We start from the raw sequence: 18,588 nt of genomic DNA, 5'->3' as shown, positions 1-18,588 counted from the left end.
CTATGCCTGGCGCGTGACGCTTCGGCGCGGCAGGTGCAATAGGCCCTCGCGGCGCAGCCAGAGGGCCGCCGCCACCAGGGTCAGCAGCGTCGTGGGCATCCAGGCCGCCACGGCGGGTGCCAGGCGCTCGGTGAGCACCAGCGTTCGGGACACCACCATCAGGCCCCACATCGCCACGGCGATGAGCAGCCCCTCCACCACCGCCGCCGTCAGGTGTCCCCTGCGGTTCGTGCGCAGCGCCAGGCCCACCGCGAGCAGCGCCGCCGGCAGTCCCGCCAGCGGGTACGCGAAGCGGTTGTGCCACGCGAGCTGGAAGGCCTTCGTCGCCAGGCCCACTTCTTCTCTCGCGACGATCTGCTCGCCCAGCTCTCCCAGGCGCATCTGCTCCGGACGGCCCGGACGGATGCGGAACGTCGTCGCGCCCACGCCCAGCTCGTACTCCGCGGTGGGCCGCTGCGTCACCGACGTGCGCCCGTCCTCCGTGAACGTGCGCTCCACCACGTCCGTCAGCTCCCAGCGCGTGCCCTCCAGCGAGCGCATCCGCCCCGCGTCCACGCGGCGGCGCAGCTTGAACTCCGGCGTCAGCGTGAAGATGGAGACGTTCTCGAAGCCCTCCTGCGCGTTGCCGCCTCGCAGGAAGAAGATGGCGTCGCCCCTCCGGAACCACTGCTTCGGCGTGTAATACATCCGCCAGTCGCCCCAGCGGTTGAAGCGCTGCGTGGTGATTTCATCCACGCGCCGCCCTGCCCTCGCTGCCACCGTCTCGTCGAAGGCCACCAGCCCCACGCACGCCACCAGCGCGCACAGGCCCACCGGCAGGTACAGCGCCGCCGGCCCGAAGGTGAGCGCCCGCAGCGCCGTCACCTCGCCCTTCTTGCGCAGCGCGGACACCGTCGTGCCCGCCGCCAACAGCAGCGCCGCCGGCCCCAGCTGCTGCACCGTCACCAGCGCCTTGTAGCCGTAGAGCTTGAGCACATCGAGCACCCAGCCCTCGCCCCCGTAGGCCTTCGCGCGGTCCACGAAGTCCACCACCAGGAACACCGCCACCACGCCCGCCAGGATGCCCAGCGTGTAGCGCACGTACGCGCGCACCACGTACCCGAAGAGGGTGCCCTTCATCGCACCGTCCCCGAGCGCGTCACCCGGTACAGCGCGAACGCCCCCACCGCCATGAAGAGCACGTTCGCCAGCTGCCCGGCGAGCAGCACCGGCATCTGCCCCTTCTGGCCCATCTGCTCGAAGGCGCGGCTCAGGAGGTAGTAGAGGACGTAGCCACCCAGCGTCAGCAGGTAGCCCCACGCGCGGCCCGCCTGCCTGCGTCCAATGGCCAGCGGCGTGCCCAGCAGCGCGAACGCCACCGGCGCCACCGCGTTGCCCAGCCGGCTGTGCAGCGCCATCAGGAAGGGGCGCGGATCCTCCCGCCGCTCCTCCGCGTCCTTCGCCGCGTCAATCAACTCCACCGGCGTCAGCTCCTCCTTCGGCGAGCGGAACCGGTTGCGCCGCGACAGCGACCCGCCCAGCCCCACGTTGATCTCCGCCTTGTCGAAGGCGACGACGCTGGCGTCCACCGAGGAGCGGTTGGCGCGGTGCACCTCGCCCTCCTTCAGCTCGATGCGCAGCGCCTCGCCCCGCTCGGACGTGCCCACGCTGCCCTTGTGCGCCAGCACCAGCAGCGGCGAGCTGGGGTCGCGGTCGTCGTGCAGGAGCACGTTCGTCCACCCGCCGCCCTTGGGCGCCACCTTCTGCGCGTACAGCGTGAGGTCGCTCAGGTCCTCATAGAAGACGCCGGACTTCACGTCGCCCGCGACGTTCTTCTGGATGACCTCGCCCACCAGCTCCTTCACGCCCGTGAGGCCCCACGGCTCCACCGTGGACGTAAGCAGCACCATGAACGCGCTCAGCGCGACGCCCACGCCCAGCGGCGCCGCCAGCAACTGGAGCGGGCTGATGCCCAGGGCCTGCAGCGACGTGAGCTCCCGGTCCTCGCCCAGCCGCCCCAGCCCGAGCAGGATGGCCAGCAGGAACGCGATGGGCAGCGCCATCACCAGGAAGTGCGGCGCCAGGTACGCGATGAGCCGCCCCAGGTCGCTCAGCGTCACCGCCGAGCCCAGGAGCACGTCCGTGCCGCGCAGGAACTGCATCACGAACAGCAGCAGGAACATGAACGCCACCCAGACCCCCAGGGGGACGAGCAGTTCCTTGAGCAGGTAGCGCGCCAGCAGCTTCACGGCCGCGCCCGCAGCCCCCGCGCGCCAATGTCACGGCGGAAGTGCTTGCCCTCGAAGCGCACGGCGTCCGCCGCCACCAGGGCCCGCTCGCGCGCCGTGGCCAGGCTGTCGCCCCGCGCGCACACCGTCAGCACCCGGCCGCCCGCCGTCACCAGCGCGCCGTCCTGCTTGGCCACGCCCGCCAGGAACACCGGCGCGTTGGACGGGACGGCGTCCAGCCCTTCGATGCGCGCGCCCTTCTTCGGCGCCTCCGGATAGCCCTCCGCCGCCAGCACCACGCCCACCGACGCGCCCGGGAACTGCTTCAGCGGCCGGGGCTCCAGCGCACCGCGCGCGCACGCGTCCAGCAGCGGCAGCAGGTCCTCGTCCACCTGCATCATCAGGACCTGCGTCTCCGGGTCCCCGAAGCGCGCGTTGAACTCCAGCACCTTCGGGCCCGACGCGGTGAGCATCAGCCCCGCGTACAGCACGCCTCGCAGAGGTGTGCCGCGCTTCTTCAGCACGGCCAGCGTCGGCGCGATGACCTGCTCGCCCACCTGCGTGAGCTGCTCCGGCGTGAGGAACGGCGCCGGGCAGTACGCGCCCATGCCGCCGGTGTTGGGGCCCGTGTCGCCCTCGCCCACGCGCTTGTGGTCCTGGGACACCGGCAGCAGCACGTAGCGCTCGCCGTCGCACAGGGCCATGAGCGAGACCTCCTCGCCCTCCAGCAGCTCCTCCAGCACCATCCGCTGGCCCGCCTGCCCCATCTGGGCCACGGCGCGCACCGCTTCGCGCGCGGCGTTCGCGTCCGGCGCGACGATGACGCCCTTGCCCGCGGCCAGGCCGTCCGCCTTCACCACGATGCGGCCCTGCGCGACGGCGTACTTCTCCGCCTCCGCCGCGTCGGTGAAGACGCGGAAGGCCGCGGTGGGCACGCCCGCCTCGTCCATCACTTCCTTGGCGAAGGCCTTGGAGCCCTCGATGCGCGCGGCCGCCGCGACGGGGCCGAAACAGGGGATGTCCACCTGCGCCAGCGCGTCCGCGACGCCCGCGACGAGCGGCGCCTCCGGGCCCACCACCACCAGGTCCACGCGCTCGCGGCGCGCCAGCGACACCACCGCCTCCGGCGAGTCCGCCTGCAGGGGCACGTTGGTGCCCCACCGCGCCGTGCCCGGGTTGCCCGGGCCAATCAGGAGCCGCGAGAGACGGGGACTCTGGGCCAGCTTCCACGCGAGCGCGTGCTCGCGCCCGCCCGACCCCAGCAACAGGACCTTCACGTCAACCTCGCTCGTCGAGTTTGAAGAGCAGCTTCTTCGCCGGGAAGTAGGACGGGTCCAACCCCACCACCTTCTCCAGCACCGCGCGCGCTTCCTGCGGCTTCGACGCCACCTGCAGCTCCGCCAGCTTCGTCTGCGCGGACAGCATCTTCGGCGCCACGTCCAACGCGGACTGCAGCGTGCGCATCGCCACCGCCACGTCCCGGGACTCCGCCTGCGCGAGCCCCAGTGACAGGCGCGCCACCGGCAGGCCGCGCTCCAGGCCCACCGCGCGCTCCGCGAACCCGCGCGCCTGCGGCGACTTCGCGTCCAGCGCGATGAGCGCCCGGTACGCCTGCGCGCCGCCGCTGTTCGCGTTCACGTCCACCACGGATTGCAGCAGCCGGTCCGCGGTCTGCCGGTCTCCCTGGTGGAAGCGGACCAGGGCCTCGTACAGCAGGGGCTGCACGTCCTCCGGCCGGTCGCCCAGGGCCTTCACCACGTTCTCCACGCCCAGCAGCGTCTCGCCGGGCCGCAGCCAGAAGCGCGACAGCGCGGGGCGGGGCGCCAGCCGCAGCGGGTCCCACTCGCGCGCCTCCAGCACCGGATAGAACAGGCGGAAGGCCTCGTCGCGCTTCTTCGCGCTCGCCGCCGCCACGCCCTCCAGGAGCTTCGCGTCCATGCGGCGGTCGTCCAGCCGCACCGCCTGCTGGAAGCGCTCCTGGGCTCCGGCCGCGTCGCCCTCCAGCAGGTGCATCCGCCCTTCCAGCACCTTCTCCAGCGCGGCGTCCTCCAGCCGGCCCTGGAAGCCCTTCAGGTGCTCGCGGGCCATGGGCACGTCCTTCTGCGCCAGCGCCACCAGGAACCACTGCAGGTGGGCCTCCGGCATCGTCGGCACCACCTTCAGCGCCGCCGTCGCCGCCTCCACCGCGCCCGCGTTGTTGCCCGCCGTGCGCTGCGCCGCGGCCAGGTGGCTCCAGATTTCAGAGGCGTCGCGCGGACCGTAGCGGGCCGCGCTCTTCGTCAGGTCCTTCAGCGCGCGCACCGCGTCGCGCGCGTTACCCTCCGCCTGGTAGCGCAGCACCGCCAGCGCCAGGGAGGCGCGCACGTCACCGGCCTTCGCCTTCAGCCGGTCCTCGTACAGCTTGCGCGCGCGGTCCGTCTCGCCGACCTCCACGTAGATGCGGGCGGCGGCCTCCAGGCTGTTCCAGTCCTGCGGATCCAACTGCATCCGGCGGGAGAGCTGCTTCAGCGCCAGCCCGTACTGCCCGGCCTGCTCGTGGGCGAGCGCGCTGTAGTAGTCCACGCGCTTGAGGTTCGGCGCCAGCTTCCGCGCGGCGTCGAACTCCTGGTTCGCCAGCTCGCGCGACGTGGCCACCTGCGAGCGCCCCAGCACCAGGTGCGCCTCCGCCTTGTGGGCGTCGCTGGCCTCCGGCTGCGCCAGCACCGCCGTGGCCAGCTGCGCCGCCTGCTCCAGGTTGCCCGGCTGACGCGAGCGCGCGAGCAACAGGTTCGCGTGCGCGACGAGCAGCGCGGGCGTCTTCCCGGAGGTGCCCTCCGCGGCCTGGATGAGCTCGCGCGCCTCCTGGAAGGAGTTGTCGTCCATGCCCGGACCGCGTCCGAGCGCCAGCGCCTGCACGTACCCGGCGATGGCGTCCGTGCCGCGGGGGTCGAGCAGCAGCGCCTGCTGGAAGGACTCCTCCGCTTCCGTGTACGCGACGCGCTGGTCCAGCTCGAGCTGCTTCTGGCCCGCGGCCAGGTGCTCCGCGCTGGTGCCCTCCAGCTCCAGGAACTGGAGCTTCCACCGGCCCACCGCGGCCAGCACCTCCGGAGGCACCGGGGCCGGAGCGGCGGGCTGCGCGTCGCGGGCCGCCTGCTCCTGCTGGGGCTTGTACACGAGGAAGTAGCCCGCCGCGCCGCCGCCCCCAAGGAGCGCCAGCACCAGCAGGCCCACGACCACGGAGCGGCTGCCCCCACCGCTCCCGCCACGCTGGGCGCTGCGGACCGGAGCGGCCGTGATGTGCGAGGTGCGCGCGGGCTTCACCGAGCTCACGCGCGAGTCCGGCGACAGCGCCGTGGCCCCCGCGGACCGGGGCTCGCCGCCGGACAGGTCGTCCCCGGACGAGGCCGCGGCGGGGTCCAGGCTGCTCATCATCGGCAGCTCCAGGTCCCCGCTCGAGGGCGGAGGCGCCGTCACCTGCGGCGCCACCACCACGCTGGACTCCCGGGCGGCGGCGGGGACCCGCTGCTTGCAGTCCTCGCAGATGCCCAGGGCCTGGTCGAAGGCGTCCGTCAGGGCCTTGCCGCAGGAGCGGCAACTCGTGTTCGTCTCCGGCTTCGCGGCGGGCGCGGCGGCCTGGGCCGGAGCGCGGGCGGACATGCGGCCCAGCGACACGGCCCCGGTGGGCGCGGAGGAGGCGCGGGCGGGCGCGGGCGGGGCGGCCCCTTCCGGCTCCAGCCCCCCGGGCGCCGGCCCGAGGAAGTCGAGCAGCGGGTCGTCCGGAAGCTTCGGCGAGGACGGCGCCGCCACGCCGGGCGCGTCAGGCACCGGCGGGCCGGGCTTCGCGGCGGCCCCCGCCCTGGCGGAGGACGCGGGCGCGGCCGGGCCCAGGTTGGCGAACGGGTCCGAGGGAAGGCTCGCGGGGGCACGCGACGCGGGCGGGCCCAGGTCCGCGAACGGGTCCACGCTCCCCGGCGGCCCCAGCTCCGGCATCTCACCGAAGTCCCCGAAGAGGTCCGACGCCGGTGCCTGCTTCGGTGCGGCCTCCGGAGCTCTCGCCGCGGCGGGCACGTTCCGGGGCGCCGCCTGCGCTGGAGCGGAGGCCGGATTGCTCCGGGGCTCCCTCGCGACGGGAGGCGCCGGTGCGGCGGCGGGCGGCTTCGGCTCGGCGGCGGGAGGCGCGGCCCCTTCAGGGGGAGCCGTCACGGACGCAGCCGAGGCCTCCCGCTTCACGAGCTGGAGGTGACGGCAGCGGGGACACTGCGCGCGGACGCCCTTGGTCGTGATCAACCGGTCGTCGATCGCGTAGGCCGCCGCGCATTTCTGGCAGACGATGCGCATGAAGTTAGTGGCGGAAGTGTCGCACTCCCGTCACCACCATGGCCATCCCATGTTCATCCGCCGCGGCGATGACCTCCGGATCCCGGACGGAACCGCCCGGCTGGATGACCGCCGTCGCTCCTGCCCGGGCCGCCTCGTCCAGGCCGTCCCGGAACGGGAAGAAGGCGTCCGAGGCCACGGCGCTGCCCTTGAGGGCCTCGCCACCCCGCGTCATCGCGATGCGCACGGAGTCCACCCGGTTCGTCTGCCCGCCACCCTGCGCCAGGAGCTGGGACGGCGCCGCGAAGACGATGGCGTTGCTCTTCACGTGCTTGCACACCTTCCAGGCGAAGCGCAGGGCCCGCTCCTCCTCCGGCGTGGGGGCGCGCTTGGACACCACCTTCCACTCCAGGGGCGGCTCCACCGCGTCGCGGTCCATCAGCAGCATGCCCCCGGACACGCTGCGCGCGTCCACCTGGGGCCGGGGCTTCGCCGTGGGGGACGCCAGCGCGGGGCCCGCCTCCAGCAGGCGCAGGTTCTTCTTGCCCGCCAGCACCTGGAGCGCCGCGGCCGAGTACGACGGCGCGATGACCGCCTCCAGGAACGTCTCCGCCATGGCCTTCGCCACGGCCTCGTCCACCTCGCGGTTGAAGGCGACGATGCCGCCGAAGGCGCTCACCTCGTCCACCGCGCGCGCGGTGCGGTAGGCCTTCTCCAGCACGTCGTCCACCGCCACGCCGCACGGGGTGTTGTGCTTGATGACCACCGCGCAGGGCTTCTCCGGGAACTCGAGGACGAGCCCCAGGGCCGCGTCCAGGTCCAGGATGTTGTTGTACGAGAGCTCCTTGCCCTGGAGCACCTTGGCGAAGGCGACGGACGGCTCCTTCGGCGCGGCGTATTCCTTGTAGAAGGCGCCGCGCTGGTGCGGGTTCTCCCCGTAGCGCAGCCCCTGCACCTTCTGGAACGCGAGCGACAGCTCCTGCGGGAAGGGCTCCTGCGCCTCGCCGGAGAGCCATCCGGAGATGGACGCGTCGTAGGCCGCCGTGTGCGCGAACGCCTTGCGCATCAGCCGGCGCCGCGTCTCCAGGCCCACGCCCTTCTGGCCTTCAATCTCCGCGAGCACCGGCGCGTAGTCGTCCGGGTCCACCACGATGGCCACGTGCTTGAAGTTCTTCGCGGACGCGCGGACCATCGCCGGCCCGCCGATGTCGATGTTCTCGATGACGTCGTCCTCGCCCGCGCCGGACGCCACCGTCTGGCGGAACGGGTAGAGGTTCACCACCACCAGCGAGATGGGCTCGATGTGGTTGGCCGCCATCTCCGCCTTGTCGCTGGCCAGGTCGGGCCGGCCGAGGATGCCGCCGTGGATGCGGGGGTGGAGCGTCTTCACGCGGCCGCCGAGGATTTCGGGGCTCTGCGTGTGCTCGGACACCTGGGTGGCGGGGATGCCGGCGGCCTTCAGGGCCTCCAGGGTGCCGCCGGTGGAGAGCAGCCGGTAGCCCAGCCGCACAAGGCCCTGGGCAAAGGGAACCAGACCGCGCTTGTCGGAAACGCTCAGGAGAGCCAGCACGTGTGCGCCTCGCAATGGGTGGGGGTGGCGCGGGTCCTAGCAACCACCCCCTGGGGTGTCAACGCAACACGTCACCCCAGGCCCGGCGAGAAACAGTGCCCTGCCCTCAAGGCTTGCGAGCGGACACGGGAGGCTCGGCCTCCGTGGCCTCGCGCAGCTTCATGAGGCCGCGCGTCTCCACCTGGCGGATGCGCTCGCGGGTGAGGTTCATGATCTCCCCCACCTCCTCCAGCGTGATGCCGCCCTTCTCCGCCACGTCCAGGGCGCAGGTGTGCTCCAGCTCGGTGATTTCCTTGTCCGGGAAGTTGAGCTTGATGGAGCCCGTCTCCGGGTTCACGTCCAGGTAGAGGTTGTGCTTGCAGGACACGAAGAGGCACGGGCGCGGGCCGTTGATGCAGTCGGCGCGGGTGCGCGGCCGCTGCTCGTCCACGAGCTTGAGCGTCTCCGCCTCCTCCGGGTCCAGCTGGCCGGCGAGCCTGCGCCGGCGCAGGTCGCGCGCCATCTCCTTGCGCGACATGGTCTTGGAGCGCCGGCGTTCCGCGGGCTGCTCCTCCTCATTCCCCCCCTCGCCCTCCTGCAGCTGCTTCACTTCCGACATTTTTCGTCCTCCAGATGTGTGGAGTCTACCCGGTTCAACAGGACCCTGGGGGGCATCCTATTGTGGCCGGAGCGTTTCGTCTTCGCGCGCCGTGACGGCGCTGCCCAAGCGGGCGACATCCCGGACCAGATCCTGCGCCCGTTGCCTGAGCGTTGCCAACTGGGCTTCGAGTGACCTCCTGCGTTCTCCTCCCAGGGGCCGTCCTCCCAACTCCTCCTGGAACCCGTCCAGCACCTCCGACAGGTCCCTCTGGAGCTGGTCGATGTGGTTGCGGTGGAACACGAAGGAGCGGCGGATGTCCTCCAGGGTGTGTCCTTCGGCCATCATCTTCTTGATGACGTTGATGCGCCGCACCGCCTCCACCGGATAGAGCCCCAGGCTGCCCTGGTGCTTCCCCTTGCGGCCCACGCGGCGGCTGCGGGGAAGCAGCCCGGCCTGGACGTACTTCCGGAACGTCGCCTCCGAGAGCCTCACGCCCCGGGGCCGGAAGATTTCCAGGATCGCGTTCGCGGGCAGGCCTCCCGCGTTCTCGCGCTCGATGCGCTCAAGTTCGTCGGGCGCGAGCAGGTCCATCGATTCCATTGAATAGAGGCTACTGAATGGATGCCATAGGTGCCAGATTCGCGCGTCGGTCGTCAAGGAGGACGAGCAGGCGTGCGGGCGCACGTCGTCCGGCCGACGCTTGAGCGCCAGCTCGCAGGGGTTTCAGGGGGTGGGAGGGGGACGGCGGGACTTCAGCGGCGGGACGCGCGGAACTCCTGCGTCACGGAGCCGTTGGCCGGGACGATGACGGTGTACGTCTTCGAGCCCGACGGGTGCTGGAAGGTCAGGGTGTAGGTGCCGGCCGGCACCTTGTAGGTCGCGCGCCCCTGCACGTCCCCGAGCCGCTTCGAGTTCAGGATGACGGTGGCGTACGGATTGGCCTTCACCTGGAGCGAGCCCATGGCCTGCGCGGCTTCCTCAGCCGGTTTCTCGGCGGGAGCGGCGGCCGGTCCGGTGGAGGGAGGCGGGGCCAGGGCGGCTTCACGGCGCTGCCCTTCGAGCTCCGCGTCGACGGCCTCGGCGGCCGGGGGCACCGTGGCGGTGGTTTGGGGGGCAGGCGGGCTCCCCTGCCCCACGTCCCGGGCGCCGGTCTGGGAACGGGCCACGGCGAGGACGCCCACGACACCCGCGAGCCCCACCGCGGCGGCTCCGGCCCACAGGGCGCGCTTGCGGCCCGGCGCGACGGGAGGCCCGGGTTCGGTGGCGGAGACGGTGTCGACCTCGCGGTCGCTGACGGGGGCGAGGTCTGGGGACGAGATGCGGCGCGCGGAGACGGTCCCGGCCTTGGAGTCCTCGCGGTTCGTGAATGCAGCTCCGTGCGGCGCGAGCGGGGCGTCCCGTCCCAGCGACTGCAGCGGCATCTGCGGCGTGGACTGCGGGGGACGTCCGTTCGCGGCGTCGCCAGCGCGGTCATCCTGCGACAGCACCAGCGTCGTCCCGTGGCGGTCCTCGTCCGGCGAAGCGCTCCGCTTCGCTCCCGAGGCGTGTTCGCGCGACGGCATCACGGCCGTGGGCTCACGGGGCGGTGGCTCGGCTCCGGCGCCCGCCATCCCCAGCGCGCCGTCCTCCAGCGCCGTCCGCTCCGGGAGCGCGGGCAGCGCCTGGTTGCTGGCCGCGACGGGGAACAGCCTCCGGACGAACGCGCCCACGTCGGTGTCGTCGACGGAGCGGGCGTGGTTCAGCACGCACTGGGCCAGCGCGCGCTCCAGCTCCCCCGCCGTCTGGAAGCGCCTGGACAGGTCGCGCTCCAGCGCTCGGCAGATGGCGGCGTCCAGATCCGGCGGCACGTCCGGGTTGAGCCGCGCGGGCGGCACGATGGTGCTCTCCTGCACCGCGCGCAGGACGGCGATCTCCGAGTCGCCCTGGAACAGCCGCCCGCCCGTGAGCAGCTCCCACAGCACCACGCCCAGCGCGAAGACGTCGGTGCGCACGTCCACGCTCTCGCCCCGGGCCTGCTCGGGCGACATGTACGCGAACTTGCCCTTGAGCACGCCGGGGTTGGTGAGCTTGTTGCCCGCCTTCGCGATGCCGAAGTCGGTGAGCTTCACCGCGCCGTCGTAGGACACGAGCACGTTGTGCGGCGTGACGTCCCGGTGCACCAGGTTGAGCAGCTCGCCGTTGACGCGCAGGCGGTGGGCGTAGTGCAGGCCGCGCGCGACCTCCGCGCCGATGTGCGCCACCAGCACGGGCGGCATCGGCGTCATCGCCTCCTTGCTCCGCTTGCGCAGCTCCCACAGCGAGCAGCCGCGCACGTACTCCATCGCCAGGTAGTAGGAGTCCTCGTGCTTGTCGAAGTCGAAGATCTGCACCACGTTGGCGTGGTTGAGCCGCGAGGCCAGCCGCGCCTCCGCGATGAACATCTGCACGAAGTCCGGGTCGCTCGCGAGGAACGCCCGCACGCGCTTGATGACGACTTCCTTCTCGAAGCCCTCCGGCCCGCGCGCGGTGCACAGGAAGATCTCCGCCATGCCCCCTTCGGCGAGCTTGCGGCGCACGACGTACTTGCCGACGTGGGTTCCTGCCTCGAGCGTCACGGAAGGGTCCAAGGCCGCGCCTACTCGAACTTGACCGTCACCACGTTGAGGTCGATGGGACGCACCTCGATGCGGCGGCTGACGGTGCGCTTCAGTTCGGGGTTGGTGAACCGGCAGTCGTACGAACCCACGTGCAGCGCCACCGGCTGGAATGGCGTCTCACCCAGCTTGCGTCCGTTGCACGCCACCTCCGCCCACGGCGTCACCACGAAGCTCACCGAAGCGGTCCGCTCCGAGGCACGGCCGGACTCGCGCACCTCCGCGGCGGGCACCACCGAGGCCGCGCTGGCCACGGGCGCCTTCACCACCGGCGCGGGAGCCTGGGCGGCAGGGGTTTCCCGGGCCTGCTTCGCCTCGGGGGTGGCGGGGTCCGGCGTGCGGGGAGCGGCCACGCCGGAGGGGTCGACTCCGGGCGCCGGGGCCGTCGCGGGCGGCTCCGTCGCGGGCTTGCCGGACGCGGGCATGGGCACGAGCTTCAACGGCCCCACGTCGAGCCGACCGGACGGCGGGATGACGATCTGCGTGCGCAGCTCGCGGTAGCCTTCCTTCACCAGCACGACCCAGTAGCGGCCGGGCTTCACCGTCGGCAGCGTCAGCGGCGTGCGCTCGGGGAGCACGCGGTCCTCGAACACGACGCGCGCGCCAGCGGGCTCGGATTCCACGTGCACGCCGCTCGCGCCGGGGCCCAGGCTCCAGACGATGCCGACACCCACCAGGACCGCGACGAGCACGATGGCGCCATACAGAAGCGCGCGGCGCTTCGGCGGCTCCACCGCGGACTGCTCGGTGAGCGTGCCGGTGCGAGCCGGCGGCACGGGCGCGCGGGAGACGGAGCGCGGCGCGGTGGACGCGGTCATCTCCTCGATGGTCGCGTGGGGCGCGGGCACCGGGGAGCGGTGGCCGCGATGCTCGCCAGACGGGGCGGGCATGCCCGAGCGGGGGACGGGGATCTCCGAGCGCGGCACGGCGCGCATGTCCTGCGTGGGGCCGTCGTCCACGTCGGCGCGCAAGACGGCGCGCATGTCCAGGGTCGAGTCGTCCTCGTCCTCCCGGGCCTGCGCCGCCAGGAAGCGCTGATCCAACGTGGGCGCGTCCTCCTCCACCTGGAACCCGCCGGAGAGCTTCCCCTGCGTGTCCACCATCGCGAGCGTGGGCGCGTCCTCTTCGACCTGGAACCCGCCGGAGAGCTTTCCCTCCGTATCCATCATCGCGAGCGTGGGGCCGTCTTCCTCCGTCACCGTCGGGAGGGAGGGCTCCTCCAGCCGCACCGGCCGCATCGTCCGTGACGGAGGAGACTCCAGCGCCCGCCGCGCACCCATCGTCCCCCGGGGCTCCGGCCGACCGTCAACGTTGCGAATCTCGGAGCGGGGCTCCGGCCGGCCATCGACGTTGCGAATCTCGGAGCGGGGCTCCGGCCGGCCATCGACGTTGCGGATTTCAGAGCGAGGCTCGTGGCGGCCTTCGACGTTCCGAATCTCGGAGCGGGGCTCCGGCCGACTCTCGACGCTGCGTGCATCACCGTGCCGGCCGTCCGCGTGCGCATCCGGGGCACGGCCATCACCGCGAGCGGCACCGCGTCCATCCAGCCGTGCATCCGCGCGGGGCTCGGGGCCTCGCCCCTCCGCGCGCGGTTCCACGTTGCGGCCCTCCGGACCCCGAGGCTCCGAGCGCCCGCTCTCCCCTTCCGCGTCGTCGCGGCGGGCCTCCACCTTCACGCTGGGACGGTTCGCCCGGCCCGGGCGCAGCGTCGTGGTGGGCTCGTTCTCCGTGCGCCCCGGCGGCGTCGCGGGCCGCATCACCGAACGGCGCGGCGCGGGCGACGGCGGAGACACACCCGCCTCCTCGTCCGTCACCTGCACCTCGCCGGAGCGCGCCTCCTCCGACAGCCGGTCCGCGTACAGCTCCCGCATGTACGCGGCCAGGTCCGCCGTCGTGCCGCACGGCTGCGGCTGCGAAGCCAGCCACCCCTCCAGCGCCCGCTGCAGCTCCTGCGCGTGCTGGTAGCGCGCGTCCGGCTCCTTCGCGAGCGCCTTGAGCACGATGGCGTCCAGCTCCACCGGCACCCGGGGCGCCACCACCGACGGCACCGGCACGTGGCACTCCGCCACGGCCGACAGCGTCAGCATGTCGCTGGGACGCTTGAACAGCCGTCCCCCCGTCAGAAGCTCATGCAGCACCACGCCCAGCGCGAACACGTCCGAGCGCCGGTCCACGCGCTGCCCGGAGGCCTGCTCCGGCGACATGTACGAATACTTGCCCTTGAGCACCCCGGAGCGCGTCACCGTGGCCTGGTCCGCCGCCTTGGCGATGCCGAAGTCCACCACCTTCACGCCACCGTCGAACGTCACCAGGATGTTCTGCGGCGACACGTCCCGGTGCACGATGTCCAGCGGGCGCCCCGTCGCATCCGTCTTCTTGTGCGCGTAGTCCAGCCCCGCGCACGCCTCCAGGAGGATGCGGCACACCAGCGGCACCGGCAGCGGACGCCCCGCCGTCTCCGAGCGCTTCCAGAGCCGGCGCGCGTCCACGCCATGGATGTACTCCATGGCGATGAAGAACGTGTCCCCCTCCGCCCCCAGGTCGTAGATCTGCACCACGTTGGGGTGCGCCAGCCGGGCCGCGATCTTCGCCTCGTCCAGGAACATCCGGACGAACTCGTCGTTCTCCGACAGGTGCGGGAGGATCCGCTTCAACACCAGCAGCTTGTCCGGAGCATCCGAACCCGGCCGGCGTGCGAGGTAGATCTGCGCCATGCCGCCCGTGGCGAGGCGCTTCAGGAGCTGGTAGCTGCCGTAGGTTTCGATGGACACGGCCGGACGCGTGGAGGCGGACCCCAAGCGTAAGCGGCCGGGCCAGGGGAATCAAACATCGAATCCCCTTGGGTTTTTCCCGGTTCCACCCGCCGTGCGCCCTAGCGGCGGACGGCGCGGACCTCGCGGGTCTCCCGCATCAGCGCTTCCAGCTCATCCAGGTGCCGCTTGAGCACCGGCATCAGCACCGGCGCCGCGTCCACCCGGTCGAACAGGTCCAGCACCCGGTCCACCTTGCGCTCGATCTCCTGCGCCCTCACGGTGCTGATGCGCTTGAGCAGGAGGTCCGCTCCGGCCTCCATCAGGACCCGGGCCACCGCGTTGCGGTCCGCCAGGGGCTCTTGCTTGCGCTGGCCCTCGCCACGGATGACCCGCAGCCCCGGCGCACCGGCGCGCGGAGGGGACTTCATGGGCTCATCAGGGGTCCAGGTGCTCACAGCGCCTCCAGGGCAACAGCGTGCAGACGCTCCGCAGGGTACACACCGAGGGAGCGCCTCCAATTTTCTGGTCATCCGCACAGGCAGATGCAGTGCTGTAGCACCGGGGTCTGACACCCCCGTTCGGGGCCGGATGGCCGGCCCGTCACGAGGTCCACAACCACGGGTTTCCCACCGTTCAGTCGTTGGCGCAGGCGCGGCGGTAGGTGATGGCCACCTTGCTGCCGGGCGGCGGCACCGTGGTGAACACCACGCTGTTGGACGCCGCGTCGTAGGTCCACCCGCTGGTGGTGGCGTTGCCGTTGACGGACACCACCACCGTGCCCGCGTCGGGCTCCTCGCTCAGCGGGAAGCGGTCCTGCGCGCTGAACGCCTTGTTGGCCACCTGGCGGAGGAGCGGCGCGTAGTCAGACGCGCAGACGTTGAGGACCTCGCCGCCCGTCTGGGCCGCCGCGTCCGCGTACCGGGTGCCGGTGCCGCCCGCCGTGGCGCAGGACGTCTTCGTGGGCGCGATGGCGAAGAACGTGGCCCGCTGCGGCTGGTTCTCACCCTTGCGCGCCTGGGCCCACTGCACGTACGTGGAGACCGCGTCCGGCGAGTGGTCATCCTCGTCGCCCACGAACACCACCACCAGCGCCGCGGAGTCGCGCAGGAAGCCCGCGTTGCCGTCGTTGGCCAGCGCCGTGCGCGGATCATCCACGTTGTTCACCAGCGGCGAGGTGAGCGCGCGGCGCATCGCCTCGAAGCCCTGCTCCACCTGGGCGCACTGGCCCACCTGCACGTTCTGCTGGAGCAGCCCCGTCACGTTGGGCGTGCCCAGCGTGAGGATGCGCTGGCGGCTGTTGTCCGCCGGGAAGAAGCGGCCGGCCTCGCCGCCCAGCGCGCCGCCCGGGCACGCGCCGGACACCGCGGAGATGCCCGTCGTCGTCACCGCCATGTTCACGTCCACCGCCTTGTTGCGCGCGGCGTCCACGAAGGACGGGATGGCGGACACGAGCTTCGGGTGCTCCTCCACCATGGAGGCCGTGTTGTCCACGACGAAGAGCACGTCCACCTTGCTCACGTCCTGCTGCACGAAGGTGTCCGTCTTGTCCGTCTTCTTCGACGACTCACCGATGAGCGGCACCATCAGCGGGATGGGCAGGTCGCTGGAGTCCACGTAGAGCGGCGACAGGTTCATGCCCGTCACCTGCGCCAGGTAGTCCACGCCCACCGTGAAGGACTCGCCCGGCTGGAGCTGGAAGGCGGGCGGCGCCGGGTGATCCAGCAGCTCGAACTCGGAGTCCGTCGTGCCCGGCCCGATGAAGACGTTGGACACCGTGACGGGCGTGGTGCACGCGTTGAGGTAGTTCACCTCGCGCGGCGCCGGGCGGCAGTCCTTGCGGCCCAGGCCGAAGTCCAGGTACCAGGGCGACGCGACCAGGCACGTCTCCTGCGAGTTCGCCAGGAGCGGCACCTGCCGCACCGGCGTCACCGGGTTGTACTGCTCCACCTGCAGCTCACCCGTGAAGCCGCCACCGGTGAAGGGCGCCTGGAAGGCGACCTGGAAGCTGAACCAGTCCCCCGGGTAGATGATGCCGCCGAAGAGCTCGCCGCCGGGCATCTTGAAGACGCCGCCGCCGTCGTTGGCGATGCGGATGTTCTTCACGGGGCACAGGTCCGTGCCCTTGTTCTCCAGCTTCACGCCCAGCACCGCGCCGCGGCCCGGCGGGATGGTGCCGAAGTCCACCAGCTCCGGGGTGACGGTCAAATCACAGGGCGCGTGCGCCTTCGCGTTGCCGAAGAAGTCCAGTTGCACGGTGGCCGCGGAGAACGCGCTCGTGGTCATCACCAGCGCGCCGGACGCGCTGCCCTCGCGCATGGGCTCGTAGAAGACCTCCAGGTTCAGCTCGCCGTTGGCCGGCAGGGTGAACGGCAGCGTCACGGGCTTGTGGTTGAACTGGAGCTGGGCGCCCGTCGCGTCCGGCGTCCAGTCCAGCGTGTTGATGGTGAGCGGGCCCGCGTTGTCCGTGCCGCAGTTCTTCACGTTCACCACCACGCGCACCTTGGAGCCCAGCGGCTGCTCGCCGAAGTCCCACATCATGGGCGACACGCACAGCTCCGACGCGCCACCGAAGCCGCGCAGCGGCACGGGCAGCGTGGGGTGGCGCTTGCTCACCACGGAGTAGACGGCGCGGTCCGTCGCCGCGCCCATGTGGCTGGGGCTGTAGCGGATCTCGAAGGCGCGCACCTCGCCGGGCTGGAGCACCAGCGGCAGGCCGGTGTTGGCCTGGCTGAAGGACGCGTCCGTGCCGTCCAGCATGAGCGACGTCACCGTCACCGGCTCCGTGCTGATGTTGCGCAGGCTGGAGGCCTTGATGGCGTCGCGGTCCACCGGCACCGCGCCAAAGTCCACCACCTCCGGCTCCGCCACCACCGCGCGGTCCAGCGCCTCCGCGGTCAGTTGCACCGGCACGTCCGCGCACCCGTTGCAGGGCGAGATGGCCAGGGCGATCTGCTTCTTGCCCACGCGCACCGGGTTGAAGGTGACGGGCAGTTCCACGCGCTCGCCCGGGTTCACCGTCAGCGGCGCCGCGACGAACTCATCCTTGTCCGCGCCCACCAGCTTGGGCGTCACCATCACCGGCAGCTCGGTGGGGTTGTCCAGCGTCACGCCCAGCGTCTTGGTGGAGTCCGCTTCGATGCGGCCGAAGTCCAGCGCGCGCGGCGTCACCCGGGCCCACGCGTCCACGCCGGCGCCGTTGAGCGGAATGCGCATCAGCGGCTCGATGCGCGTGTCCGAGCGCACCACCAGCACCGCGGGCAGCCCGCCCTGCGCCAGTGGCGCGAAGCGCACCTTCAGCGTGCACTCGCTGCCCGGCACCAGGCTGTGCGGACCTTCGTGGGTGAACTCGGCCTTGTAGGCGCCTTCCGGCCCCTCCACCCAGGCCTCGTCCACCGTGATGCGCGCGCGGCCCACGTTGCGCAGCGTCACCGTGGATTCCCGAGCGTCGAAGACGGCGACCCGTGCGAAGTCGACGCCGCCTGGCGTCGCCGTCAGCCGGCCATCCGCGAGCGACGAACGCTCCCGGTCCGCGCATCCCGACAGCAGCCCCACCACCACCAAACCCAGCAGGCCCCAGCGCCCCGTCATGGCACCCACCCTTCCCTCCCGCCTCGCCCAAAAGCCTTGAAGCCGCGGACCTGGCCACACCTTCGTGTGTGGCCCTCGCGGATCAGGTGGCGAAGCTAGGCACCCACCCCGGGACTGCCAACCGCCTCACCGTGGGAAAAACAGTGGAACTGCCCTCCAGAACGTCCACTGGATGGCACCTGCCCTGCCCACGGCGGCGGAAGACTTCAGAATTTCGGAATCCGCAACGTCTTGCTGATCATCGCGCTGCCGCTGGCCACATAGAGCAGCGCCAGCGGGTGCAGCGTGAGGGGCCCCAGGTTCCACACCCCGCCCCACAGCGCGTCGCCAATGCGGCCCTGCCAGGTGGCCGCCGCCAGCACCATCACCAGCAAGAGGCTGGTGGGGATGGGGGTGCCCTCGAAGTACTTCACCTTGCCGGTGCCGTCGGACAGCTCCGCGGAGGTGACGTTGAAGCGCGCCAGGCGGCTGATGCCGCACGCGACGAAGTAGAGCAGCGCCGCCACGTCCAGGTTGCCGCGCAGGCCCACCGCGAACGCCAGCGCCGCGGGCGCCATGCCAAAGGAGATGACGTCCGCCAGCGAGTCCAGGTCCGCCCCCAGCGGCGACTTGCGGAAGCGCCACCGCGCGATGCGGCCGTCCGCCACGTCCATCACCAGCGCCACCGGCATCAGGCAGAAAGCCACCCACAGCCAGCGTGGGTTGCCCGTCGCCAGGGACTGCATGGCCGCCAGGATGGCGCCCGCCCCGGAGAAGCCGTTGCCGAGCGTGACGAAGTCCGCCAGCACGAAGGTGCGAATCATGGAGAAGTGGCGGCGCTGGCGGCGGGCCGCGGGCGGCGACGAGGGCTCGGGCGTCATGGCTCCCGTGTAACACACAGCGTCTTTCCGGCTTTCCCAAACCCACGACGCAATGCATCCGCACGTTCCAGCTCCGTGGAAAAGTCAAATCCCAGAAACAT

Annotated in this window: 12 protein-coding genes; all 12 read right to left on the bottom strand. The window is 71.9% G+C overall.

The window, feature by feature from the left end; genetic code table 11:
• On the bottom strand, window positions 1-1,119 hold the full coding sequence (locus JYK02_RS30450; protein ID WP_207056233.1) for an LptF/LptG family permease: 1,119 nt from the start codon (window positions 1,117-1,119) through the stop codon (window positions 1-3).
• On the bottom strand, window positions 1,116-2,228 hold the full coding sequence (locus JYK02_RS30445; protein WP_207056232.1) for an LptF/LptG family permease: 1,113 nt from the start codon (window positions 2,226-2,228) through the stop codon (window positions 1,116-1,118). Before JYK02_RS30445 ends, JYK02_RS30450 begins: the two co-directional genes overlap by 4 nt.
• On the bottom strand, window positions 2,225-3,484 hold the full coding sequence (gene purD, locus JYK02_RS30440; RefSeq protein WP_207056231.1) for a phosphoribosylamine--glycine ligase: 1,260 nt from the start codon (window positions 3,482-3,484) through the stop codon (window positions 2,225-2,227). The genes JYK02_RS30445 and purD overlap by 4 nt, the downstream gene beginning before the upstream one ends.
• 1 nt (window position 3,485) lies before the next feature.
• Window positions 3,486-6,524: a zinc-ribbon domain-containing protein gene (locus JYK02_RS30435; protein ID WP_207056230.1), complete on the bottom strand. Its 3,039-nt coding sequence runs from the start codon at window positions 6,522-6,524 to the stop codon at window positions 3,486-3,488.
• 4 nt (window positions 6,525-6,528) lie between these two features.
• The gene (purH, locus tag JYK02_RS30430) at window positions 6,529-8,073 is read right to left on the bottom strand and encodes a bifunctional phosphoribosylaminoimidazolecarboxamide formyltransferase/IMP cyclohydrolase (protein WP_207056229.1); all 1,545 of its coding nucleotides are present in this window, start codon (window positions 8,071-8,073) and stop codon (window positions 6,529-6,531) included.
• A gap of 106 nt (window positions 8,074-8,179) precedes the next feature.
• Window positions 8,180-8,671, bottom strand: coding sequence for a sigma factor-like helix-turn-helix DNA-binding protein (locus JYK02_RS30425; RefSeq protein ID WP_014397952.1), 492 nt, complete (start codon window positions 8,669-8,671; stop codon window positions 8,180-8,182).
• Window positions 8,672-8,728: 57 nt separating this feature from the next.
• Complete coding sequence (locus tag JYK02_RS30420) at window positions 8,729-9,253, bottom strand: MerR family transcriptional regulator (protein WP_120525521.1); 525 nt, start codon at window positions 9,251-9,253, stop codon at window positions 8,729-8,731.
• Window positions 9,254-9,405: 152 nt separating this feature from the next.
• Window positions 9,406-11,259, bottom strand: a complete 1,854-nt coding sequence (locus JYK02_RS30415; protein WP_242589337.1) for a serine/threonine protein kinase — start codon at window positions 11,257-11,259, stop codon at window positions 9,406-9,408.
• Between the two features lie 8 nt (window positions 11,260-11,267).
• Complete coding sequence (locus JYK02_RS30410) at window positions 11,268-14,057, bottom strand: protein kinase domain-containing protein (RefSeq protein WP_207056228.1); 2,790 nt, start codon at window positions 14,055-14,057, stop codon at window positions 11,268-11,270.
• Between the two features lie 101 nt (window positions 14,058-14,158).
• Window positions 14,159-14,467 (bottom strand): hypothetical protein, encoded by a 309-nt coding sequence (locus JYK02_RS30405; RefSeq protein WP_207056227.1) that lies wholly within the window; start codon window positions 14,465-14,467, stop codon window positions 14,159-14,161.
• Between the two features lie 205 nt (window positions 14,468-14,672).
• Window positions 14,673-17,627, bottom strand: a complete 2,955-nt coding sequence (locus JYK02_RS30400) for a choice-of-anchor D domain-containing protein (RefSeq protein WP_207056226.1) — start codon at window positions 17,625-17,627, stop codon at window positions 14,673-14,675.
• Window positions 17,628-17,833: 206 nt separating this feature from the next.
• A complete protein-coding gene (locus JYK02_RS30395) occupies window positions 17,834-18,487 on the bottom strand; it encodes a CDP-alcohol phosphatidyltransferase family protein (RefSeq protein WP_207056225.1) in 654 nt (217 codons plus the stop codon).
• Window positions 18,488-18,588: the final 101 nt, after the last annotated feature.

The sequence above is a fragment of the Corallococcus macrosporus genome (assembly GCF_017302985.1).
Taxonomy (GTDB): Bacteria; Myxococcota; Myxococcia; order Myxococcales; family Myxococcaceae; genus Corallococcus; species Corallococcus macrosporus_A.
The sequence above is the reverse complement of the archived record's forward strand: the minus strand, read 5'-3'. Positions and strand labels throughout refer to the sequence as shown.